The sequence below is a fragment of the Microcoleus sp. MOSTC5 genome, from assembly GCF_036701825.1.
GTDB classification, from domain to species: domain Bacteria; phylum Cyanobacteriota; class Cyanobacteriia; order Cyanobacteriales; family Microcoleaceae; genus Microcoleus; species Microcoleus asticus.
Window position 1 is genome coordinate 52,691 of the sequence record NZ_JAUBRK010000034.1, and the last position, 23,406, is coordinate 76,096.

18 protein-coding genes are annotated in these 23,406 nt (G+C 44.5%); 7 read left to right on the forward strand and 11 right to left on the reverse strand.

Annotated elements, in window-relative coordinates; translation table 11 throughout:
- The first annotated feature begins 386 nt into the window (after window positions 1–386).
- Complete coding sequence (locus tag QUA54_RS19485) at window positions 387–1,742, forward strand: ATP-binding protein (protein WP_333415918.1); 1,356 nt, start codon at window positions 387–389, stop codon at window positions 1,740–1,742.
- A 109-nt stretch (window positions 1,743–1,851) separates the two neighbouring features.
- Window positions 1,852–3,228 (forward strand): ATP-binding protein, encoded by a 1,377-nt coding sequence (locus QUA54_RS19490; RefSeq protein WP_333415935.1) that lies wholly within the window; start codon window positions 1,852–1,854, stop codon window positions 3,226–3,228.
- Between the two features lie 171 nt (window positions 3,229–3,399).
- Here QUA54_RS19490 and QUA54_RS19495 read toward each other — a convergent pair whose 3' ends face one another.
- Entirely contained in the window at window positions 3,400–4,200 is an 801-nt protein-coding gene (locus tag QUA54_RS19495) for an ion transporter (RefSeq protein ID WP_333193817.1), read from the reverse strand.
- 25 nt (window positions 4,201–4,225) lie between these two features.
- Here QUA54_RS19495 and QUA54_RS19500 point away from each other — a divergent pair, with 25 nt between their 5' ends.
- The 4 genes from QUA54_RS19500 to QUA54_RS19515 all read left to right on the forward strand — a co-directional run bounded on the left by QUA54_RS19500 (window position 4,226) and on the right by QUA54_RS19515 (window position 7,376).
- Window positions 4,226–6,244: a pentapeptide repeat-containing protein gene (locus QUA54_RS19500; protein WP_333415919.1), complete on the forward strand. Its 2,019-nt coding sequence runs from the start codon at window positions 4,226–4,228 to the stop codon at window positions 6,242–6,244.
- 190 nt (window positions 6,245–6,434) lie between these two features.
- Complete coding sequence (locus tag QUA54_RS19505; protein ID WP_333415920.1) at window positions 6,435–6,656, forward strand: hypothetical protein; 222 nt, start codon at window positions 6,435–6,437, stop codon at window positions 6,654–6,656.
- A 12-nt stretch (window positions 6,657–6,668) separates the two neighbouring features.
- A complete protein-coding gene (locus tag QUA54_RS19510; RefSeq protein WP_333415921.1) occupies window positions 6,669–6,956 on the forward strand; it encodes a hypothetical protein in 288 nt (95 codons plus the stop codon).
- A 75-nt stretch (window positions 6,957–7,031) separates the two neighbouring features.
- Window positions 7,032–7,376, forward strand: a complete 345-nt coding sequence (locus QUA54_RS19515) for an NAD(P)H-quinone oxidoreductase subunit M (RefSeq protein WP_333415922.1) — start codon at window positions 7,032–7,034, stop codon at window positions 7,374–7,376.
- Window positions 7,377–7,595: 219 nt separating this feature from the next.
- On the opposite strand, the gene QUA54_RS19520 is transcribed toward QUA54_RS19515, so the two are convergent.
- A complete protein-coding gene (locus QUA54_RS19520) occupies window positions 7,596–7,979 on the reverse strand; it encodes a hypothetical protein (RefSeq protein WP_333193544.1) in 384 nt (127 codons plus the stop codon).
- Between the two features lie 810 nt (window positions 7,980–8,789).
- Between QUA54_RS19520 and QUA54_RS19525 the strand changes: the two genes are divergently transcribed.
- The gene (locus tag QUA54_RS19525; RefSeq protein WP_333415923.1) at window positions 8,790–11,102 is read left to right on the forward strand and encodes a protein phosphatase 2C domain-containing protein; all 2,313 of its coding nucleotides are present in this window, start codon (window positions 8,790–8,792) and stop codon (window positions 11,100–11,102) included.
- 293 nt (window positions 11,103–11,395) lie between these two features.
- Here the strand turns inward: QUA54_RS19525 and QUA54_RS19530 are convergent, their stop codons facing one another.
- The 9 genes from QUA54_RS19530 to QUA54_RS19570 form a co-directional block, all read right to left on the reverse strand.
- A complete protein-coding gene (locus QUA54_RS19530; RefSeq protein ID WP_333415924.1) occupies window positions 11,396–12,091 on the reverse strand; it encodes an LPS assembly lipoprotein LptE in 696 nt (231 codons plus the stop codon).
- A gap of 295 nt (window positions 12,092–12,386) precedes the next feature.
- Entirely contained in the window at window positions 12,387–12,752 is a 366-nt protein-coding gene (locus QUA54_RS19535; RefSeq protein WP_333415925.1) for a DUF1823 family protein, read from the reverse strand.
- A 150-nt stretch (window positions 12,753–12,902) separates the two neighbouring features.
- Window positions 12,903–13,934, reverse strand: a complete 1,032-nt coding sequence (gene gap / locus QUA54_RS19540) for a type I glyceraldehyde-3-phosphate dehydrogenase (RefSeq protein WP_333415936.1) — start codon at window positions 13,932–13,934, stop codon at window positions 12,903–12,905.
- A gap of 449 nt (window positions 13,935–14,383) precedes the next feature.
- Window positions 14,384–14,692 carry a P-II family nitrogen regulator gene (locus tag QUA54_RS19545; RefSeq protein WP_172186349.1) on the reverse strand — a complete coding sequence of 103 codons (309 nt, stop codon included), beginning with the start codon at window positions 14,690–14,692 and terminating at the stop codon, window positions 14,384–14,386.
- Between the two features lie 4 nt (window positions 14,693–14,696).
- A complete protein-coding gene (locus tag QUA54_RS19550; RefSeq protein WP_333415926.1) occupies window positions 14,697–15,668 on the reverse strand; it encodes a sodium-dependent bicarbonate transport family permease in 972 nt (323 codons plus the stop codon).
- A gap of 203 nt (window positions 15,669–15,871) precedes the next feature.
- Window positions 15,872–16,606: a glutathione peroxidase gene (locus tag QUA54_RS19555; protein WP_333415927.1), complete on the reverse strand. Its 735-nt coding sequence runs from the start codon at window positions 16,604–16,606 to the stop codon at window positions 15,872–15,874.
- A gap of 158 nt (window positions 16,607–16,764) precedes the next feature.
- Window positions 16,765–17,406 carry a Uma2 family endonuclease gene (locus QUA54_RS19560; protein ID WP_333415928.1) on the reverse strand — a complete coding sequence of 214 codons (642 nt, stop codon included), beginning with the start codon at window positions 17,404–17,406 and terminating at the stop codon, window positions 16,765–16,767.
- Between the two features lie 42 nt (window positions 17,407–17,448).
- On the reverse strand, window positions 17,449–19,311 hold the full coding sequence (locus QUA54_RS19565) for a tetratricopeptide repeat protein (protein ID WP_333415929.1): 1,863 nt from the start codon (window positions 19,309–19,311) through the stop codon (window positions 17,449–17,451).
- Window positions 19,304–23,395, reverse strand: a complete 4,092-nt coding sequence (locus QUA54_RS19570) for a tetratricopeptide repeat protein (protein WP_333415930.1) — start codon at window positions 23,393–23,395, stop codon at window positions 19,304–19,306. The genes QUA54_RS19565 and QUA54_RS19570 overlap by 8 nt, the downstream gene beginning before the upstream one ends.
- Between the last annotated feature and the right edge of the window lie 11 nt (window positions 23,396–23,406).

Consider the following 23,406-nt stretch of genomic DNA (forward strand, 5'->3'; position numbering starts at 1 on the left):
TCCGGGCCATCGAACCCTCGAAGCAGGCCCGTATATTCACTGATAACCCGCAAGCTGTTCTCCAATTCCCTACTAGCACCGAAAAAATGGTATAGTAGGTAACAAAAATCCCTGATAAACATTAAAAATTTTCTGAAAACAGGCGATCGCAGGTATATGATGGTAAAAAGTTTACAGCAGAACTCCGTAAGTTCCACAAAAGCTTCGATCGTTTAACATTGATTTAGAAACAAAATCTTTAGCACACAATGCTAGTGCGATCGGGTTTTCCCATCGGATGCTGTTCTAATTTAACAAATTAGCAACTACCCCCTCCCAATTACCCGTTACCAATTAATAGCAACTTAAGTTATCCATCAATACAACATTTAACAGGGGTTTCATCTATGTTTGCTGTGCGTGAGACTAGCTCGGAGTTATCAGTGTTGCATATACCTGAAATTTGTACTTGGAACATATCCTCAGAATCAACTCTCCTAGACCTGCCACTCTACAACTGCCAAATTGAATTAACTCAACAGGCAAAAGAAGTAGCCCAGGCTTTTGAAAAAAATTCCATGCTTCCCGGCGTCATTTTGACAGAGGGGGGTAATTTTGTAGGCATAATATCCAGGCGTCTATTTTATGAAAAAATTAACCGCCGCTACGGATTAGAAATGTTTTTTAAGCGACCGATAGAAGTATTATACAAGTTTTCTAAGCCAGATCCGCTGGTACTTCCAGGCAGTAAATTAATAGTAGAAGCCGCCCAGGAATCGCTTTACCGATCGGGAGAATTAATTTACGAACCTGTAGTAGTGGAAATAGCACCTCAGATCTACAAACTGTTAGACGTACACCAATTAATAATCGCTCAATCAAGAATTCACGAATTAACAAATAAGTTGCTCCACAAACAAACCCAAGCCAAACTAATCCAAACAGAAAAAATGGCGAGTTTGGGGAGAATTGTAGCAGAAGTAGCTCACGAAATCAGAAATCCGCTAAACTGTATTTGGGGAAATTTGACTTTTCTGCTGTCCTATTTTGAACACTTGCTTCAGCTCATTTCGGTTTATGAAGAAGAATATTCTGAACCGTGTCCCCGAATTGATGCCCTCAAAGAAGAAATTGAATTTGATTTTTTAAAAGAAGATTTGCCAGTCACCTTAGAAGGTATGGAACTGGGAGCCTCGCAATTGCTAAAAATAGTTAACGGGCTGCACCACTTCTCTCACATGGACGAGACAAAGCCAGTGGAGACAGACATTCACGAATGCGTGGACATGACGCTGTTAATTCTGAAAAACCGCTTTAAAAACAGCATAGAAGTTGTAAAAAATTACGGTGAAGTGCCGCTAGTTACTGGCTACTCCGGTCAGTTGAGTCAGGTGTTTTTGAATTTGTTAGTTAATGCTCTAGACGCCCTGACAGAGTACGCAGCCGATCGAGAAATACAGACCGAGTGCCTGGACAACTGGCAGCCCCAAATCGAAATTACCACTAAAGTCATAGAAACCGAACACGGCAAGCGGGTCGCAATTTGCATTGCCGATAACGGCCCCGGCATTCCCCCAGAAAATCACCAGCAGATATTTGAGACCTTTTTTACCACTAAACCTGCAGGCAAAGGCACCGGTATGGGGCTGGCTATCTCCCATCAAATCGTTACAGAAAAGCATGGGGGCCAACTGAAAATGCGATCGCAGCCGGGCCAGAACACCGAATTTGAAATTCTCCTGCCCATAATTGGCAAAATATGATTAACTCAGGAACAGTCTCCAGGGTCGCTCCTGCGGTGAAATTATAGGCTAGCTTAGTAGTAGGTTCTAATTTCACTTTCTCAGCGTGTTTCGGCAACTAAAAGTTCCAGTGGCAAATAAATTCAGTTCCAAACTCCTTAGCCCTTCCCTCTCCGAAGGCAGCCATCAAGACCTTTCCCTAGAGTCTACCCTCTGGGATTTGCCCCTGTATGATTTTCAGGTTAAATCGAGCTGCTTGGCGATCGCAGTTGCCGAAATTTTTGAACAGCATCCCCTAGTGCCGGGTGTCGTATTAGTAGAAGCAGGAGAGTTTGCTGGCATGATATCCCGCAGACAACTGCTGGAATATTTACTCAAACCCCAAGGCCCCGAGCTATTTTTGCACCTGCCGCTGAAAGTTCTCTACAGTTACGCTCGCCTCGAAATATTATTGCTTGCAGAGAGTACAACCATTTTGGCAGCAGCCCCACAAGCTCTGCGCCGATCGCCCGAATTGCAGTCAGAACCAATCGTCGTCCAAATAGACTCCCAATCTTATCGCCTCTTAGACCCTCACGCGCTAAACATCGCCTACTGGCAAATTCGCGGCATAGAAACTCAAGTCCGCTACGAAAGAGCCCAAACTCAAATGATTCAAAGCGAAAAAATGGCGAGTTTAGGGCGTTTAGTCAACGGAGTAGCCCACGAAATTTTAGATCCGGTAGGCTTTATTTGGGGCAATTTAACCTACGTCAGCGACTACAGCAAAAACTTGATGGAGTTGCTCTCAGTTTACGATGCGCACTGTACCGAACCCTCCCCGGAAATAGCACGGCTCAAGGAAGAGATAGACTATGACTTTTTGCAAAACGATTTCCTCCGAACTGTTGCCAGCATCAAATCTGGAGCGGAACGTTTGAGCAAGCTGGCAAGCAGTTTGCAAAACTTCTGCCACATAGATGATGTTTATCCCAAACCGACCGACTTGCACGCCAACATAGACAGCATTCTTTTGCTGCTCAAAAGTCGTTTGACCAGGGAAATCAAAGTAGTAAAAAACTACGGCTACCTGCCGCCAGTGCCGTGCTATGCAGGTCAGCTAAACCAAGTATTTATGAATATCTTGACCAATGCTATTAATACATTAATTAACGAAGCAGTCGGTCAAGAATTGGCGAAAGAGTTTAAAGGTGGAGGACTCAGAGACTTCGATCGCCAGCCTCAAATTGAAATCACAACTCAAGTCTGCTGTCCCGAACCTGCGCCCGATTTAGACAAACTTCATGTTCGCTGGGTTTCGATTTGCATTGCAGATAACGGGCAAGGAATGTCACCTAGCAAGTATAAAAAAATCATAGAATCATTCTCTACCGAAAAACGCGCCCTCAAAGAAACCAGTTTAGCAATTAGCTATCAAATCGTGACGGGCAAACACGGCGGTGCCTTCAGAATGCGATCGGAATTAGGCAGCGGCACCCAATTTGAAATTTTGTTACCCTTAGCTTAAAGAAGGAAGAGGGAAGAAGGAAGAGGGAAGAAGGAAGAAGGAAGAGGGAAGAAGTTACAGCGTATTCCAGATTTATGAACTACAAGACACGGCAATGCGGTGTCCCTACCGGTTATCTGTACTGCACTCAACTGAAAACTGCTGTAACAGTCAACAGTCAACAGTCAGCAGTCAACCATTATCCAATTGAGTGCCACACATTTTACAATATTTGGCATTAGCATCGTGTACAGACCAACCGCAACCTTTACAAACAGCTTCTACTTGATTAGCACTTTTAACTAATTGTTTAATCAAATCTCCCAATTGCCAAGGAATCAGAGCAATTCCGGTCAAAATCATCAAAATAGTCAGAAAACGACCGGATTCCGAAATCGGAGTAACATCGCCAAATCCCACCGTCGTCATGGTGACAACGGAGAAATAAACAGCATCCAAAAAAGTCCTAAAAACTTTGGGATTGGTCGGATGTTCGACTTGATAAATCAAACCCGAATAAACAAAAATTATTGCCAGCAAAGTAAACAAAATCCGAGCAAAAATCACTCCATCTTCGCTACTGATGCGGAAAATAGAAATTTTTAATTCCAGAAAGCGGATGAGTCGGAGAATTCTAAACCAGCGAAAAATTCGGATAAAACTAACGTTGACAAATCCCAGCAAAAATGGTAATATTGCCAGCAAATCAATAATTGAAAAAAAACTAAAAATAAATTTAACTCGATTTTCGGCACACCACAGCCGCAATAAATACTCAACTGCAAAAACGATTAAAAGAACAGTATCGAGAGTTTGGAAATTAATTCTAACAGATTCCGAAATCGGGTAAGTTTCGGCGATGAAGCTGGCGGAAGATAAAAGAATGAGTCCGGTAAGAGTTAAATTGACGGTTCTGCCAATTGGGGTTTCGATGTCTTCGAGATAAAATCCAATTTGCGATCGGGTTAACATAGATGAGATAACTAATACCATTTATGAGGTAAGGGAATTATCGCATATGAGTATCGAATTAACTAAGGGTGAAAGGTTCAATCTTTCTAAAGAAACTCCTAATTTCAGTAAAATTGCGATCGCCCTGGGTTGGCAAGTCAGCCAGACAGCACAAAACTGCGACATTGACGCATCTGTTTTTATGTTAGCGGCGGACGGTCGGATTCCCGATGAAAAGTATTTTGTATTTTACAACAATCTGACATCGCCGGACGGTTCGGTGCGGCATTCGGGAGACAGCAGGAATGGACAAATTGAGGGAGATGATGAGACGGTTTATCTGGATTTGAGTAAAATCAATTCGGCGATTCAGGAAATTGTGTTTGTGGTGACTATTCACGAGGGACAGCAAAAGAATCAAAGTTTTAGTCAAGTTACAAATGCTTTTATCCGGCTTTACAATTCAGAGAATCTTAGCGAATTGGTTCGGTACAATTTAAATCAGATATTTTCTCAAGAAACGGCTTTAGAATTTGGACGGTTGTATAAGAAGAATGGCGAATGGAGGTTTCAGCCGGTAGGACAGGGATATAATGCTGCGTTGCAAAGTTTTGTAGACAAGTATTATGTTGAGAATGCGGTTGAGAAAAGCTCGAATGCTGGTGATCGGGTTGATGATGCTGAGGTTGTGAGGCGATTTAGCGATCGGGTGGACAAGCTATTGCGCGAAGAGGCGATCGATCAGACAGCGCTTCCAGTATCTAGCGAAGCGGTAGAACAGCCGGCTGCTACTCCTCTAAATGCGGATACGGTGGAATCTGAGGAGGATCTTGATGATACTGTTTCAGAGTTCCAGGAACCAGCTATCAGTGCGGAGGAATTTTTGGAACGGTATCAGAAAGAACGAAATTTTACGGGAGTTAATTTAGCGGGAGTCAATCTGAGCAAAAAAGTTTTAGGTAAGGTCAACCTGAGTAGCGCTAATCTAAGCGGTGCAGAACTCTCTCACACAAACTTATCTAGTGCTAATCTGAGTGAAGCAAATTTATGTGATACCAACCTTTACAAAGCAAATCTAAGCTCAGCAAACTTAGGGAAAACAAAATTCGTTAATGCCAATTTAAGTGCAGCAAATCTATTGGAGGCGAATCTAATTGAAGCTAATCTGAGTGGGGTAAATCTCACCATGGTTCATTTGTCTTTTGCAGTAAATTTCAGCAGAGCTAACCTCAGTAAAGCAAACTTAACTGGGTTGAATTTGAAGCAATCGCGATTGATCAATGCTGATTTGAGTAATGCCAACCTAAGTAAGACAAACCTATTCGATGCAAACCTTGAAGGGGCAAACCTTGAAGGAGCAAAACTTCAACAAGCGCTTTACAACGCAGAGACGATCTTTCCCACAGGTTTTGACCCTGTTAAAGCAGGTGCTTACTTAATTGCTCCTAATGCTTCATTGCAAACAGCAAACCTAGCTGGTTTTAATTTGAGTTATGTGAACCTGAGTGAAGCTAACTTGAGCGGTGCCAACTTAAAGGGAGCTAATTTGCAGGCCGCAAAACTGCTTCAAGCAAATCTGAGAAAAGCAAATTTGAGTCAAACAAATCTCAATCAAGCTGACCTAACTATGGCAAGCCTAATTGAAGCTAACTTGAGCAAAGCAAACCTTCGAGGTGCGAAACTAGCTGTGGCAAACTTAAGTGGAGCCAACCTGAAGCAGGCAGATTTAGAATCGGCTAACTTAGTTGTGGCAGACTTGAGCAAAACGGATTTGAAAGATACAAAATTAGTCAGTGCAAACTTCAGCGGCGCTAACCTGACTGGTGTAAATCTGGTGGGAGTACAACTTTACTCAGTCAACTTGAGTGGGGCCAACTTGACAGAGGCTAATCTCTGTGGCTCAAGTTTAGTGCAGGTAGATTTGAGTGGGGCCACACTTAGCTCAGCCGATTTGCGCGGTGCTGATTTGAATTGTACAAACCTAGAAAAAGCCAACCTAAAGGGAGCGAACCTAAGTGGGGTGATAAATCTGGAAACGGCAAAACTCGCAGGTGCAATTATGCCAGATGGCACAACTCACGAATGAATTCTATCGCCAATATTAAAGAGCAAGGTGAGCAATGTATTGGTGCCAATTGTCCAGGCTCTTCCCCGAAGTCCGGCAGGGAATTAATTCCCTGCCGGCCTTTCGGTTTAAGTTGACAACCAATGGCTGGCATGGCCCACCAAAAAAATAGAGTATGATTAATGTGAAAGATCAAATATATAGATTTTCGATGAATGAATATGACACGGAAATTATAGAATCTACCCTCAGATGGATGACGGAGTTTGTCGAATTGCCGCATCCTGTTTTCAGCGATTTACCGATTTGTCCCTTCAGTAAAAAGGCACGCTTGGCTAATCAAATTTTATTCAAAATCGAGCGTTTTTCAGCGCTGACTGAGTTCGATCGCGATTCTGCAATAATGAAATCAATTTATGAATTTTACAATTAGGAATTTGAAATCATGCTAGTAATTAATCCCGAAAAAACTGCAATTAGTGCGCCCGAAACTAAAGAATTGATAGACAAATTGAATAATCGGATTTCAGAGTTGGGCTTGCTGGCTTTTCACACTCATCCCGAAGAAGATTTTAATATTGACGGGCTTCATACTAGGAGGATGCCGTATCCGGGCTTCACCGTTCAAGTAAATTCTAAGCTGAAGCCAGCTTCCGATTCTTTAGAGAAAACTGAATATTACAAAAATTGGACGGCCGAACAACTAAAATATTTCGGGATTCCGAGAAATTGACGATCGCCCGCCCTCCCCGCGCATCTCCCAGCCATTACAATTAATTCAGCAAAAAATCTTTACACATAAGAACTCATGCAGCTCAAGTCAACAACCCGCCATATTCGCATATACACCGCTATCCTCGAAGATAACGAACTCGTACCCAGCAACGACCTTTTGACCCTCGACATTGACCCAGATAACGAACTTAACTGGAATGACGAGTCAATCAAACAGGTAAATGCCAAATTCGACCAACTCGTAGACGCTTACGAGGGCGAAGACTTGACCGAGTACAACCTCCGCCGCATCGGTTCGGAGTTGGAGCACTTGGTACGATCGCTCCTCCAAAAAGGCCAAATCAGCTACAACCTCAACGGCCGCGCTGTTAACTACAGCATGGGATTGCCTCAAGTTGATTCCAAAGTTCACCTGTAAGGGCGATCGGGCGATCGGCATTTGTGTCAACTTAAGATAGAAAGCCATCATAAATGTCGCTTGTAGCTGAGTTTCCATCCCCTCTACTGCCCTTAATCAGGGGCAGTAGGGGGGGACAAGACGGTTCTGTTTCGTGTCCCGCCTTAAGGAGGATTGAGGCGGATCTAGACTTCGATACAAAGGAAAGGCTCAGATGGGGATAATTGGGAAAATCTGCTTTTATTCTTCTTCCTGCTTCTTTCTGACTCCTGACTCCTGACTCCTGGCTTCTTCCTTCTTCTTACCCTCAGCGGAGTCAAAGGGCCTTTTTCCTTCTTTCTTCTCCCCCGCATCCCCAGCATCAACCGCAAAATTAGTAGGATGGCGATCGCGCTCCAAAAACTGTTTAACTGCAACTTGGCGGTTGGTCATAAAATGACCCCAAGCGCCGGGAAACAGCCCATCCAAGGTTTCCACCAGCGCCCAAACCTCAAGATTCATCACTTTGTAATAAAAACTGTGAGAATGTTGAATGCTAGTCAGTATTTCGTCTATTTCAACTGCAGGCAGCAGCTTCGGATCGGACAAATTTTTGCGAAAGGCACTGGACTCATGTAGGGGCATGGTTAAATACTCAACAGCTTGCAGAGGCCGGTCAGTCGATTTTAGATTTTAGATTTTAGATTTTAGATTGACTCCACAGATGAATCTGCGGGCTTGAACTAATATCTAATTTTTTTTGCTCTCCACGACTCCTGTCGGGGGCTTGCATCCGTCAGTAGATGTGAGATGTTAGATTTTAGACTTTAGATGGACTCCACAGATTTATCTGTGGGCTTGTATCCTTACTTTGGGTAAGGTTGAATTTAACTTTACTTGCTAAACTCTGGTACGAGGCACGGAACACCCTGGGCGAGAAAACCGAGAATTGATATTTATTTATACCTGTTGGCTCAGGTGATTTTCACCTAGCTGCATCATACCATTATAGTTAGTCTAAAATTTCAATTCGTTTGAGAACCGCGATTTCTTCGGAAATGGCTACTATCAGGAATATGCTGAACACAGCCTGCTTTCAAGCCGAGGACTTCGGCGTCGCGCCAGCGTCTAACCCTGAAAGCTCATAGCAAGATTCATCGGGGGGTCAACAAAATGGTAGACTATTCGTGTCAGTACAAGACATTAAAACCTACCCCTGGACTGGGGGAAAGTCACGCCTAAAACATTCTCAGGAGATATAACTACGCGCACAAGAGTGCAAACGTGGTCAGCCTAGGAACCTGAAAAATCAGGATATTAGGACTGCGAAGTCTTAAGAATCCCCGTCTTTTGAGAAAGCGGGGGTGTCGAATAATCGCCACGTATCAACCGTCGAGGTTCAATCGCTAAAATAGTTCAGATCAGCACGCTTGCCCAAAGGCGTCAGGAACCCTTATGCAAAACTCTGTGGCAAAACACTACTTATGGGCTTTAGGTGAAGGGATCAAAGGGTGTAAGCCAGGCGATCTGATCGCTGGTCGCTACTTGGTCAAGCGCGATCGACTTCTTGTCGATACTCAACCCGAACAGTTGCCGGAACAGCCCGAAGAGATTCCGAGTGTTGTCACTCCTTATCTGAGACTATTTACCTATCAGTTGCACGTACCTCAAGTATACGGGCTGGTATCGTCCCAGAGGAGCAAGCTCTCGGGAGATATCTGGCTATTGGAAAACGCGCCTATTTTGAAGGTGACGGAATCTTTAATGCCGGAATTGGCGGACTCCTGGAAAGGAGCAGCAGCGATGCGCCAGCTTAATTGGCTGTGGCAAATTGCCCAGTTGTGGCAGCCGTGTATCGCTCAGGGCGTGGCTTCGACGCTGCTGACTCCGGAACTGCTGCGGGTGGAAGGACAATTGGTGCGGTTTCTGGAATTGCAGCCCGATCGCAAACCGCCTAATTTGTCGCAGTTGGGCAAATTGTGGCAGCAGTGGCTCGAAGATGCTCACCCGGCGATCGCCAATTTTTTGAGGCAACTTTGCCAGCAAATGGTTGCCGGTCAAGTGCGCAACGGCGAACAACTGATGGGCCAGTTGGATAAAGCTCTGGCAAAGTGCGGGCGATTTTACGATCGTCACGTTGAGATTGCCACCGGCACCGATGTCGGCAGAGCACGGGCTCACAACGAAGATGCTTGCTATCCGCCCAGCGGTACGGTGTTCTCCGGAAAACCGGGATCGTCCGCTTGCGCGATCGTCTGCGACGGTATCGGCGGACAAGACGGCGGCGAAATCGCTTCGGAAGAAGCCATTGCTGTGCTGCGGGAAAAGTTGGAGCAAATGCCCCTGCATCAGGCTAATTGGGACCCGCTGAGCCTGACTTCCAAGCTGCAACGGGCCGCTTGTGCTGCTAACGACAAGATAGCCGGTCGCAACGACAGCGAACACCGCCAAGGCCGCCAGCGGATGGGAACTACGCTAGTTATGGCTTTAGCCCACATTCACGAACTCTACGTCGCCCACGTCGGAGACAGTCGGGCTTACTGGATTACCCGCACTGGCTGCTATCAAGTTACTCTCGACGACGATGTAGCTTGCCGCGAGGTGCGTTTGGGCTACTCCCTCTACCGGGATGCTTTGGAACAAGTGGCCGCAGGCGCTCTGATTCAAGCTTTGGGCATTAGTTCGTCCAACACTCTGCACCCAACTGTGCAGCGTTTTCCGGTGGATGAGGACTGCGTTTTGCTGCTGTGTTCCGACGGTTTGAGCGATAAAGACCGGGTTGAGGAATGTTGGGAAACGGAGATTTTGCCAATTCTCGACGGTAGCATTAATGTGGCCAAGGCGCGCGATCGACTGATTGAGATTGCTAATACTAGAAACGGTCACGATAACGTCACTGTAGCTTTAATTCACTGTCAGGCACATTTGAGGGACGAAGGCAATACTTTGACAGAATTGTCGGTCGCACCTTTAGATACGCCTGCGGAACCAATTATCGACACCGACGAGTTGCCAACGGATTTGAATGATTCCACAACCCTTGGCGATGGTAATTCTCAAGCGAAAACGCAGTTGTTACAGCAGGAAAAAAGCAAAAGTTCATTTTCTCTGCTCCTGAAAATTGTATTTTTATTAGGGTTGGGGGGTGTATTTGCTTATTTTTTCATTCCTCCGGTGGGTCGGGCGATCGATACTGCCGGGGAGTCGATTTTCGGGAAAGGCGGTTTAATTAATCGTGGAAGCACGCCGCAGAAAATAGTTGAATCTGTACCTCCTCCGGTGAAATCTTTAGAAAAAGACTCGTTTATAGAGATTAAAAGTTCTGCAGGTGGGGAATTGGGAAAAGAGGGCGATCGCTTGGATTTGCGCGTCGCAATTGGTGAGTTGACTGTCAAGGGAACAGTCCCTGCCGGCAGCGTTTTGCAGGTGACAAACAAACAACTTACGCCTCAAGGCAATTGGTTGGAATTGAAAGTTTGTTCGATTCCTGAAATTGTGCGATCGAACTCTCCCAAACCCAACTCTAATAAAGATTTTTCTACTGTTTCAAAACCCGCAGTGAATCGATCTCCCGCTGTGGCAACTTCCTCGCCTTCCCCGACCGTTAAGCCAACAGTTGAAGTAGGAATCGCCAAGCTGCCAGCGGGAGAAATCGGATGGATTCAAGAACAAGCTGCCCTTTCTAAAGTAGTCTCTAACCCGACTCCAAACCCGAATCAACAGGGGAAATGCGTTGTTAATTCTGACTCAAATCCCAATGCTAATTAAACTGTTAATGCTTGAGTATGTTGAGCTAATTTGCTCTAATTTAGTAGAAAGAAAAATGCAGATTTCTAAACAAAACTAAGATTAACTGGTACCATCGCTGGTCAAGTAGCTGACATAATCAGTCCTAGACGCAAAAACCCGGTTGATTCACAAAATTTGGTCATATACGCTCGATCGCGACAACGCTCAACCGGGTTTCTTTGGGTAGCGTGCGATGGCGAACTGATAATTTTAGATTTGAGATTGGGAATTTAATAATTCCCAATCTCAAATCTAAAAAGGTTTCAAAATTTCTAACCTAATTTCTTAGATACTTCTGCAAGTTTAGTCACCATCTGAGATACAGCTTTGTCAACGGCCGCGCTCAAAAGTGAGTCTTCATTGCTGCTGCCAGAATTGCTGCTGATACCTCGGACAGAAATACTAGAATCGCTTTGATCGGATTCTCCTACTGCTTTGGCGGTAGCAAGAATATCTCCTGAAGCTGTACCAATTAACCGCACGTCTATTTGAACGGTAGCTTTGGTTTTTTGCGACCCGCCGCCGATTCCCATGAAACTGCCGCCGCCTGATTGTTTGTCAATATTAAACTTGGTAATGGTGCCGATGAGTACGGCGTCAACTCCTAACTCCTTGCCAATTTCTGCTGCTGTACCGGCATCCATCGCACCGCTGCGATTTTGCTGTTTGAGCACTTGTTCGAGTTTGCTACGATCGACTACTGTATAAGTGCCATTGTTGACAAGTTCGTTGATTAGCAGTTCGCTGATGCCTTTAGCGGCCCCGACTCCCCTGTAGGAAGTGTAATAGCTGTTGGTGGTACCGTAGTCGAAGTCCATGACGACGAGGCGTTTTTTGGCAGTAGCTTGGGCGATTTGGGTTGCGGGTTGGGTGGTGGCTGGCGTGGCGGTCGCGTTGACTGAAACGCCCGCTAGCATTAGGGTAGCGAGGGAAATGCTGGTTAAGCGAGATATGGTGGTTGTTTTCATAAAGGTTTCCTCACAGTGGTTTTGTGCCGACTCTAGGATACTTTACGGAACAGCCCGATGTCAGGGTTAGCGGTGAGGATGTTGGAATTGGCGATCGAATTTTAGTGTTTTTTGACTTTCAAAAGGCTTAATTTTTGTTAATTAAACGCAGAGGACGCAAAGGACACAGAGAAAGAAAGGAACAGTTGAATAAGGTTTCAATCCTTAATAGGGATTTAGGGGTTTTCCTGCCAAAAAATCTAATATCTTTGTACTGTAACGCGGGCAACAACCGCACAGCAATCCCAAATACCTCCTAAGCCCCAGCTTCCATAAAACCCATCAACCAATTAGCCATTGTCGCCCTGCGAGTTTGTCTCGGCCCGAATTCCCCAATTTTATAGCCTTTAAAGCCCAATTTTTCCTTCAGCAACTGCTTGTTTTCTGGAGGAGTCGATCGAGTCAATTTCACCGTCGCCGGCCTAGAATCGATAAAATCCGGCGGTTCCGGGTATTCTTGGCGCCACTCGGTAGCAACATCAGCACTGTTCCACTTACCAGTCTCCGCATCGCAGCGGTAGCCCAGATACTGCCAAACTAGCTGATTGACGGCAGCATCGTCGATTTCTTCGTTGAGGATAGCCCAAATAGTTTCGTTATTCAGCGGTGGTAATTCAGACATGAGCGCGAGCGAATCGGAAACACAAAAAGTTTAACTCACATTAGGTAATATTCTCAGGAACAGGCTTTCGGGCCCGTTCCACAAAAATTCATAGGAATTTGTTTGTGGGGAGGGCACGTGAGCCCGCCCAAAATGCCACCCCACAAAAAATCAATTATTCAAAATTCCGTCTTTCTCCGCCATCGACAGCATCAAGTCAATCACGCGGCAAGAATAACCCCACTCGTTGTCGTACCAGGAAACAACTTTGAAAAACTTAGAATTAAGTTCAATTCCCGCACCTGCATCGAAAATGCTCGATCGCTCGTCGCCCTTAAAATCTGTAGAAACCACCGCATCTTCAGTATATCCGAGAATGCCTTTGAGTTCGCCCTCCGAGGCTTTTTTCATGGCTTCACAAATTTCTTTGTAGCTAGTTTCCTTCCCCGTTTTAAAAGTAAGGTCAACTACAGACACGTCGGGAGTTGGCACGCGCAAAGCCATTCCCGTCAATTTTCCTTTCAATTTCGGCAACACCAAAGTAACAGCTTTTGCTGCACCAGTGGAAGATGGAATAATATTTTGAGCCGCACCGCGTCCTCCCCGCCAATCTTTTTGGCTGGGGCCGTCTACAGTTGGTTGAGTAGATGTCATGGCGTGAACTGTAGTCATTAAACCTTCTTCCAAGCCGAAGTTATCGTCGATCACTTTGGCAATTGGTGCTAAACAATTCGTTGTACAGCTAGCATTGGAAACAACAGTATCTTTTGCCTGGTCAAATTTGTGGTGGTTGACGCCTACTAGATATGTTGGTACTTTTTCTGGATCTTTTGTCGGTGCTGAAAGTATTACTCGTTTTGCTCCCGCAGTCAAGTGTTTTGATGCGCCTTCAAAATCTGTAAACAATCCGGTAGATTCTACAACATAATCTGCGCCGGATTTACCCCAAGGCAATTCGGCAGGATTTCTAATCGCTGTGCAGGGGATAAATAGTCCGTCAACGACAATCCCGTCGGGTTTGCTTTCAACTTCGCCGTCGTAAATGCCGTGGGTGGAGTCGTATTTGAAAAGATAAGCCAGGTTTTCTGGCGAAACTAAGTCGTTAATGCCGACAAATTCGATGTTGGGGTTTTTGATGCCGGCACGCATGACTAGCCGTCCTATGCGACCAAATCCGTTGATGCCAACTTTTAATGCAGCCATGTTTAAACTCCTCTTGAAAATCTCGCTAGTCGATCGGGCGATCGCCTGTTGTGGCTTAGAATTTACCACGCTAACGGATTTTTTTAACTGATTCTTTTCTATCTCTTAAGAATTCTGAATTCGGGGGCGGCGAAGGGTAATTAACCCTGAAATTACCGCTGGCTAATGGTTAATGGCTGATGATTGTAAACTTGTAAAAGTGCTACAATAGACAGAAATTATTTTCAAAATAGCCTTTTTTAAATCATGCTAAAGTAATAACAAAAAACTTATAAAAAAACCCAAATGGATTGGTATTCTCATCAGTGGCGGCTTTCGGGGTCCGAAGCCTAGCATTAAAGTCACAGATACGCACAAGGACACAGCAATGCCGTGTCCCTACACCTATGGCGTACAATCTATATGTCGCTCTAGTTTTCCGAATTGGTATAATCACCAATCACTAATGACTACCCGACGCACCTAGTAATTAGCAATTCCACCGCATCTGAAATAAAACACGACCCACCAAATTTATTGAGCACAGGTCTAATGTTTTCTGCAACTGCTGATATTTGAGCGGGAGAACAAAAAGCAACCACATAAACGTTATCCAGCGCCGTCATTGATGAATTGCGGGAAACGTGATCCCTGGTGCTTTTTCCCGCCACATCACGAATCACCGAATAACCGGGTACGCCAGCTTTGTCTAAACCGTCTAAAATCTTGCCGAGTTCCACCGAGTGGGCTATGATTTCTATCCTTTTGACTGGCTCCATTATCTCACCTCCAAAACATATTGATTCCGTATAGATACAGGGGAATGCCTACAATGATATTAAATGGAAAGGTCACTGCTAAGGCCGTTGAAATGTAAAGACTTGGATTCGCTTCGGGAACTGTTAGGCGCATGGCGGCTGGTACTGCTATATAAGAAGCACTAGCGCACAAGACTGCAAACAGCAAAGTGTCTCCCTGTGGCATTCCGATTAATTTCGCTATTACCAAAGCAATTACGGCGTTAACTATGGGAATTAGGATTGCAAAGCCGATCAGAAAAATTCCTGCTTCTTGCAAATCTTTAATTCTGCTGGCTGCAACCAGCCCCATGTCTAGCAAGAAAAAAGTCAAAACTCCGTAAAATAAGTCTTGAGTAAACGGACTCATAACTTGCCAACCGTGTTCTCCTGTCATTATGCCCATAATTAGGCTGCCAATCAGTAGAAAAACTGAACTGTTTAGGAATGCTTCTTGCAACACTTCTGGCCAAACTATTTCGCGTTTTCCTTCTTCCCCGCCGAATACACTCACGAGGATTAGCCCGACTATAATTGCCGGGGATTCCATTAATGCTAGCGCGGCTACCATGTAACCGTCAAAGTCGATCCCCTGTGCTGTGAGGAAGGAGGTTGCAGTAATAAATGTGACGGCGCTGATGGAACCGTAGGTGGCTGCGATCGCCGCTGCATTGTAGGCGTCGAGTTTTATCCTCAGGATGAAAAAAGTATAAATTGGTACTAGCATTGACATCAGCATCGCTGCAAAAATTGTCAGGGCAACTTGCTGGTCAATTCCGCTTTTGGACAGTTCGACGCCGCCTTTAAATCCGATCGCAAACAGCAGGTACAGCGAAAACAGTTTGGGGATGGGCGCTGGAATTTCTAAATCAGATTTGAGAAAAATTGCCAGCATTCCCATGAAAAAAGCTAATATGGGTGGATTTAAGATATTTGACGCGACTAAACTCAAATCCACGATCGTTCACTCCCATTTTTTGCGTTTTTAATATTACTTCCCCAGTAATTGTGGCACGAGAATGGATCGATAGACCGATCGAACTTTTGAAGCGAAAGCTCGACGGGGCTAAATACCGCCAAATAGGGCAAAGACGCACACTGCACGCCCTACAACCAGTAAGGCGTGCACTTCGCACCCGCAGGTTAAGTATTTGTGTTTAACTAAGCAACAGCCAAATAAGACTCTAGGTCTTCGGAACCACCGATCAACTTGCCGTCGATAAATACTTGCGGCACAGTTGTAGCCCCAGTCATAGCCCGGAGCGATCGGGTTGTGATCTCCCGGCCCAAAACGATTTCTTCATAATCGAAGCCATTTTTACTCAGCAGTGCCTTAGCCTTAGCGCAGAAGGGACAGCCCATTTTTGTAAACAGCGAAACGACCTTCGGCTTGGCTGCTGCGGAGTTGATGTAGTTGAGCATCGTCTCGGCATCGGACACTTTGAAAGGGTCTCCCGGTTCATCAGGCTCAATAAACATTTTTTCAACCAAGCCATCTTTTACCAGCATCGAATAACGCCAAGACCGCTTGCCAAAGCCTAAGTCTGTTTTGTCTACCAGCATTCCCATGCCTTCGGTAAATTCGCCGTTACCGTCGGGAATTAACGTCACATTGTCTGATTCTTGGTCTTTTGCCCATTCGTTCATCACAAAAGCGTCGTTGACGGAAATACAAACGATTTCATCTACACCATTTTCTGTGAAAACTTTGGCACATTCGTTGTAACCGGGGAGGTGCGTTGACGAACAAGTGGGCGTAAAAGCCCCAGGCAGCGAGAAGACGACTACGGTTTTACCTGCAAATATATCATCGGTGGTGACATCGACCCACTCGTTGTCTTTGCGAGTGCGAAAGGTGACTTTGGGTACTCTTTGACCTTCTTGGTTCGTCAGCATGATTTTAAATTCTTAGGTACTTAGGTTCAATTGCTTACTTTAGCGTACTCATAACGAGTACGACTTGTCAAGAGGAGGCGGGTCTTTTCCTCGGACTTGGGCGCGCGCGAGCTCAGTTCATTGTCTTTGCGACAGCTAGCAGATTTAAAACTTGCTGTTTAAGTAGGTCGGCAATTCTGTCTCCATTCCTTGGCTGCTGCTAACGGGTGAGGATTTTTTACACATTCTCTCAACATATCGATATCAATTCCCGGTAGCAATTCGCTTTGTGTGATTAATTCATAACCGCAGTTGGACACGAATTCAACCGGAATTTCTTCTCCCAAATGGTAGATAGAAAATTGGTCATTTCGCCAGAACCAAACCTCTCGCACATTCAACCTTCTATACAGTTCTAGTTTATTGATGCTGCCACTGGTAACAATCACTTCAATTACCAAATCGGGAAATTCTTTATCTGTGCCAATACAGTAAGCTTCATCAGGTTCCGTACCGCCACTTTTTTCCTCTTGTCGCAGGGTTGTAGACCCAAAAGGAAAATATTCGATTTCAGATTCTACAAAGTAAATTTCTAGCAGATTTCCAATGCCAGTTTTGCGACTTTCATGGCGGCGAGAAGGCGACATAATTTCCAAAACTCCATCTAAATAAGTAACTCGATATCCCGCTGTATCTCCAATCCGATTCAGCAGTGTCTCGTATTGTTCCCAGTTGGCGCTATCGGTAATGTAGCGATCTTCAGGATCTTGGCGTTGGAGTGCTTGTTCCTTAAGTAGCGTATCTAGCTCGCTCGTCAGCATCGGTATTACCTCCTTAGAAGTTGTTCTAATCTTAGCTCAACTTTATTCCCAATCAAACTGCCTCCCCAAATATTCCTCTAATTCCTGATTGTAAGGTCGGAAATAATCGCTCAACCTGTCGCGAACCGATTCATTTACCCGCTGGTAAGAACCGGGATTAGCATTTTGGTATTCAGACAATTGATATTCCGGCAAATCTAAGAATTCTAAAACTTGCTTGAGTGTTGTCGCCGCACCTGCATAAAAATCTTCGCTTTTCAAAATTAACAACTGTTCTCGGGGAAAGAAAGCCCGCCATTTTTTGATAAATTCTATGTACCTACCGCGAGCTAAATAATTCCCGGGTTCCTCGCCGATGATGTATTCTGGATTTTGACTCAGCCGTTCAATTTCATCGCTAATTACTCGATCGAGCGATCGCGCTTCCCAATTTAAGCCAGTCAAGCGGTAAAATTGAGAAATCGCCCGATCGACCGGATTTCGCAAAAGTACAATCAGTTTCGCCTGTGGAAACAGGCTGTAGAGACGTTCCGGTGCTTCCCGAGAGTCAAAATAGCTCGGACTTGCTTCACCAGTTACAAATTCCTCTCCCGGAGGCATGGGCGGAAAATGAGCCAAATACCAATCAATGCCTCTGTCAAAGTGCCACGAGAAAAAATCCATCTCCTTTTTAATGGGAGTCAAAATTTGCGGGTGTTGGGCTAAATAAGTATACAGAGAAGTTGTGCCGCACCGCTGAGAACCAATAATTATAAAGTTAGGAACTTTGACTGGTTTTAAGTTCCAATTTTGTGGAACAGGCATCTTGCCTGTCTCTTCTTGTGGAACAGGCATCTTGCCTGTTCTCTTACTGATAAGAGATGCAAAACTTTGTTTGTAACTGACAGTTCGATAAAAATCAATCGCCTCGGCAATTTTACCTTGCCTCGTCAAAGCTTCCCCCAAATTCAGATAAGGCCAAAAAGCCTCCGGTTTAGCTGCAACAACTTCGCGGCACAAGTTCTCAACTTCATCTAGCTTGTTTTGCCTAACAAAAACTTCCCACAAATTGTAATAAAACCACCAAGGAAGATCGGGATTTATTTTTATTGCTTGGCAAAATGCCTCCGCCGCTTCCTCCCAATATTTTTGGTGGCTCAAAACGGCACCTAAATTGTAATAAGACCAGCAATCATCGGGTTTTTGGGCGACAGTTGCGCGAGATGAGGCTAATGCGCGATCCTCTTCGAGGGCTTCGCTAACGCACTTTTCTTGCTGCTGCAACAACTCTTCTAATTCTGCTGACTGTTCTGCACAACTCGGCATAGTTGTCAATAGCAATTTGTAAATAATAATTGCGCTTTTTGGGCGATCGTACTGTGCTAAATTCTTTCCTAACTGCCAATAAAATTCCCGATTTTCCGGTGTAATTTGCAATTTAAATTGTTCTAACACCAACTTCAAATCAGACTCTGTTTGTCCGAGAGCGTATCCCAACTTCTCGTAAATTGCCGGCAAATCTCCGTCAATTTCAACAGCTTTTAAATAGGTGGCGATAGCTTCATCCCACTGTTTTAGTTTAGTTAAAGCGTCGCCTAAATTGCAAAAAGACCAAGCAAAATCCGAGTTGAGTGCAATCTCGCAGCGGTAAGCAGCAGCAGCCTCTTCCCATCGCCGAAGTTTCAGCAAAGCATCGCCCAGATTGTGATAAGACCACGAAAAATCGGGATTTAACTCAACAGCTTTTTTGTAAGCAGCAACAGCTTCCTCCCATTTTTCAAGTTTTAGCAAAACATCGCCCAAACTGTGATAAGACCAAGAAAACTTGGGATTTAATTCAATAGCTTGTTTGTACGCAGCAACAGCCTCATCAAACCGACCGCTTTCTTGCAGAGAATTCCCCAAATTATGGTAGTCATTATCCATGCAAAACTCCTGCAAGACTCATTAATTTTTCCAGCGATTTCAAATCCAACCGCATATCTTTATGTAAGGGTTTTGTCGGAGTTCCATCATCAACCAAATCGCCAATTAAATAGTAATGTTCCAAACCGCACAAATTGCTAATCATCCAATAACAATAGGGAACGTAAAGGGGAGAAAAAATCTCAATTACCTTAGTTTCTGGACTGCAAAAAACTAGATTAGTCAATCCCCCTCCGTGAGGTGCGACAACTACTTTAGCAGCAGCCAAACACGAGGCTTGTTCCGCTATTGACATCGTTTCCAGCTTGACACTGCGGAACCCCAATTTTTCTAAGTATTTAATTACCTCTTCATCGTTGACAATTCGTCGATAGGATGCTTGTTGGCGGCTGATATAAATTCGCTCTGAAGAGTCTGTGTTTAGTGGCTGTTGTTCATTTAAAAATGTCTTTCTGAGATATTCACACTTCCATTTTGAAACAGCTCCCGACCCGTTATAAGATATTGACGGAACTATTAGTTTATCGGCTGTAATGTGTAAACTGCAGCGACTTTCTAAAAGTTTATCTTGAGGAATTCCTAAAGTCTCTAAAGTTTCTGCTTGATAGGAAGAATCCCTGGCATTGACAACAAACTTATCTATAGTTTCTATCAATCCGCTCCGCTGTAAAAGGTCAAATCGCGTAATCACATCAAACATCCAATGAAAATAAGCGGCTCCACCCCAGCGAGCAGATAAAAAAGCCACATTTCCATCGACGTGTTCCGCGGGAGGCAATTTGTCGGAAGTGATTACCAATTCAGCACAACCCATTGAAATATCAGCAACAAGTTTATTTTCTGAAGTAATAACAGCGGTAGTCACAACATCTGCCCAAGCTCGTCCCTTTGGCAATACGGCAACAAAAGCTTTTCTGGAATGACTTTTATCTTCCCAAAATCTGCGGCTGCTGTCGATTGTTTTGGAATCAGATAAATTGATTTGACTCGCAGGATGGATGTCAATGCAGGTGAGGTGCGGATTGGATTCTGCAGGAACGGTCAAATCTTCTGTAAACCCACAGTATTTTTCGAGAATACTTAAGGGTAAATTTTGATTACTGCATTTTGCCCGATCGCTCTCATCGACTTCTCCTTGTTGTTCCAGAGCATAACCTATATTATCGTAAGCTTCAAACAAATCGGGTTGAATTTGCAATGCTTGAACTAAATTAGCGATCGCAGGTTCCCACTGCTGTTTAGCCATTAAACTCAAACCCAATCCTTCGTAACACCAACAGGATTTTGGATCGAGATTTATGCCTTGCTCATAAATTGCGATCGCCCTTTCCAATTCCCCTTGATTCCGCAGTGCATCGCCCAACTTTTTGTACAGCCAACTATGCTCAGGTTCTAGCTCAATAGCACGACCAAAAGCCACTGCTGCTTCGGGCCAATTTTCTTGTGATTCCAGAACTTCTCCCAAACTATTGTATAGCCAACAATCATCGGGATTTAATTCAATAGCTTTGCGGCAAGCCGCCGCCGCGTCCTCCCAATTTTCCAGTGCAACCAAAGCCTTACCTAATCTATCGTAAGACCAACAAAAATCGGGATTTAGTTCAACTAACTTGCGGTAAGCAACAGCAGCTTCCTCCCACTCAGAAAGCTCCATCAGCACATCGCCTAAATTGTTGTAAGTCCAACAAAAATCGGGATTTAACTCAATAGCTTTGCGGTAAGCAGCAGCGGCTTCGCCCTGTTCCTCAATCGCCTGCAAAGTTTCCCCCAAAAAGTAGTAAGACCAACTAAAATTAGGGTTTAGTGCGATCGCCTTTTGGTAAGCGGCCCGAGCTTCCTCAAACATTTCTTTCTCTTGCATAGTTTTACCCAACTTGTGGTGAGTTAAGTAGTTGCCAGACTTAATTTTAATAGCTGTTTGATAGCGGGCGCTCGCCTCATCCAAATAACCCGCATTTGCCGCAATATCCCCCAACTTTTCCCAACCCAGAGACAACAGAGTTTGCTCTTCGCCCAAACTTTGATTGCCGATTTTTTTGACAATCAGTTGATAGCCTTTGTGTACTACTTCTAACTGACTTCCAAACATCTCCCAAAAAACATCTATCCCAATTTTAGTATCTTGCTCCGGGCTGTCGGGAAACGTAAACTCGTAATCATCAAAAATCATCAGCCCCCCAACTTTCACCAACCTCCAAGATAAAATCGCATCTTGCAGAGCACTGGTGGGTTTGTGACAGCCGTCAATATAAGCAATATCGTAATATTCAGAAGCCAGAGTTACTAACAATTCCTGAGAATAACCCTGCAATTCAATTACCTTCTCGGCAACTCCCGTTTTTACAATATTGCCCTTAAAATGTTCTTGAAAATACAAATCAATACAAGTAATCTTTGCCGTCGGATGAGTTAAAATATTATCCAGCAGCCAGCAAGCAGACATTCCCTGAAAACTGCCGATTTCCACAACTTGAAAATCCGCAATTCCGGTAAATTCCTGCAAATGCCGTTTCCAGATAGGAATATTGTGGGTAAACCAATCTTGGGTAAATTGATAATCTTTCGCTGCACACTCATGCCAACCCCTCAATTCGCTCGCTTTTTGGTGGCAAATAATTGCTTCTTCTAATTCCCCTAATTGCGGTAAAATATTTCCTAAATCATTGTAAGGCTGAGAATTGCTCGGCTCGATTTCAATTTGGCGACGGTAAGTGGCAATTTGTGCGTATAACTCCTGTTGTTTCGCCCGAACATCATGCAGTTGGGCGACAACTGCCTCAGCATTGGGTTCAATTTGCAGTGCCATGTTATAAAATACGATCGCACCTTCCAACTGCTTCTGTTTCGCTAAACTATTCCCTAAATTTATATAAAACTCCGCTCCATCTAACTCAATTCCCAGCAAGTTGTGGTAATTTTTCCCGCTTGCAAGTACCTCAATAGCTTGACAGTAAGTTTCGATTGTGCTGTCTAAACCCGATTCGCTTCGCTTCCGCAAAACATATCCCAACCTCTGATTGATTCCCGTCAAATTCGGATCGATCTGAACCGCGTGCAGGTAAGCGCTAACAGCTTCATCCCAGGATTTTTCACAGGTTAAGGCAATTCCCAAATTGCAATAAAACCAAGGAATATTTGAATTTGTTTTAATAGCTTTGCGGTAGCAACTAATAGCTTCCTGCCACAGTTGTTTTTGAGCCAAAGCTTCCCCTAAACAATTGTATGCCCAGTAGGAATTATCATTAATTTCAAGAGTTTGACGGTAACATTTAATTGCTGCATCAAAATCGCGCTTTTGCATCAAAACATTGCCCAAACCAAGGTAAGCACGAGCGTAGTTGGGATTGATTTCGAGGCTTTTGTTGTAACAGGCGATCGCCCGATCTAATTCACCTCGCTCCGCCCAAGTTTTACCCAAACAGTGGTAAGATTCAAAAGAATTTGGATTGATCGCAAGGGCTTGTCGGTAATTGGCAATCGCCTCATCCCACCGTTTCTCCCGGACCAGCATTTCCCCCAAATTGTGATAAGCTGTTGCCAGCTTCGGGTTTAACCCAATTGCCCGCGAATAATATTCAATAGCGCGATCGAACTTTCCCAGTTCAACAAAACTATTTCCCAGAGTGACGTGCTCGTCAGCAGTTGCCCAATTCGGCTCGATATTAAAAGCTTGATACCAACAGTCTGCCGCCTCTTCTCGCTTCTCTAACTGCGTCCAAACTCTCGCCAACTGCCGATAAGCCGCAGCAAAATTTGGCGCTAGCGAAATCGCTTTTTCACAATTTGCGATCGCCTTTTCCCACTGTTTATCCTGAGAATACAAACTGCCGAGATTAGCATAAACTTCCGGCAAATTTGGATTGCGCTCGATCGCCCTTTCATACCACTGCTTAGCTTGCTCGATTTCACCTCGAACCTGCATCACCTTTCCCAGCGTCTGGCAAGCTGTAGACAAATTCGGTTCAATTTTCAACGCTAACTCGCAAGCAGCAACTGCCTCATTTAACCTTCCTTCGGCTAAATAAACTTCTGCTTGCCGACTCAAATCAACCGCTGCTTTTTCCATCTTCTCAATCGAGGGCATAATTAAACTTA

Bases quoted from the DNA above. Each gene is read 5' to 3' on its own strand.
- QUA54_RS19485 (WP_333415918.1), top strand. From the start codon at position 387: ATGTTTGCTGTGCGTGAGACTAGCTCGGAGTTATCAGTGTTGCATATA.
- QUA54_RS19495 (WP_333193817.1), bottom strand. From the start codon at position 4,200: ATGGTATTAGTTATCTCATCTATGTTAACCCGATCGCAAATTGGATTT.
- QUA54_RS19500 (WP_333415919.1), top strand. From the start codon at position 4,226: ATGAGTATCGAATTAACTAAGGGTGAAAGGTTCAATCTTTCTAAAGAA.
- QUA54_RS19505 (WP_333415920.1), top strand. From the start codon at position 6,435: ATGAATGAATATGACACGGAAATTATAGAATCTACCCTCAGATGGATG.
- QUA54_RS19510 (WP_333415921.1), top strand. From the start codon at position 6,669: ATGCTAGTAATTAATCCCGAAAAAACTGCAATTAGTGCGCCCGAAACT.
- QUA54_RS19515 (WP_333415922.1), top strand. From the start codon at position 7,032: ATGCAGCTCAAGTCAACAACCCGCCATATTCGCATATACACCGCTATC.
- QUA54_RS19520 (WP_333193544.1), bottom strand. From the start codon at position 7,979: ATGCCCCTACATGAGTCCAGTGCCTTTCGCAAAAATTTGTCCGATCCG.
- QUA54_RS19525 (WP_333415923.1), top strand. From the start codon at position 8,790: ATGCAAAACTCTGTGGCAAAACACTACTTATGGGCTTTAGGTGAAGGG.
- QUA54_RS19530 (WP_333415924.1), bottom strand. From the start codon at position 12,091: ATGAAAACAACCACCATATCTCGCTTAACCAGCATTTCCCTCGCTACC.
- QUA54_RS19535 (WP_333415925.1), bottom strand. From the start codon at position 12,752: ATGTCTGAATTACCACCGCTGAATAACGAAACTATTTGGGCTATCCTC.
- gap (WP_333415936.1), bottom strand. From the start codon at position 13,934: ATGGCTGCATTAAAAGTTGGCATCAACGGATTTGGTCGCATAGGACGG.
- QUA54_RS19545 (WP_172186349.1), bottom strand. From the start codon at position 14,692: ATGGAGCCAGTCAAAAGGATAGAAATCATAGCCCACTCGGTGGAACTC.
- QUA54_RS19555 (WP_333415927.1), bottom strand. From the start codon at position 16,606: ATGCTGACGAACCAAGAAGGTCAAAGAGTACCCAAAGTCACCTTTCGC.
- QUA54_RS19560 (WP_333415928.1), bottom strand. From the start codon at position 17,406: ATGCTGACGAGCGAGCTAGATACGCTACTTAAGGAACAAGCACTCCAA.
- QUA54_RS19565 (WP_333415929.1), bottom strand. From the start codon at position 19,311: ATGGATAATGACTACCATAATTTGGGGAATTCTCTGCAAGAAAGCGGT.
- QUA54_RS19570 (WP_333415930.1), bottom strand. From the start codon at position 23,395: ATGCCCTCGATTGAGAAGATGGAAAAAGCAGCGGTTGATTTGAGTCGG.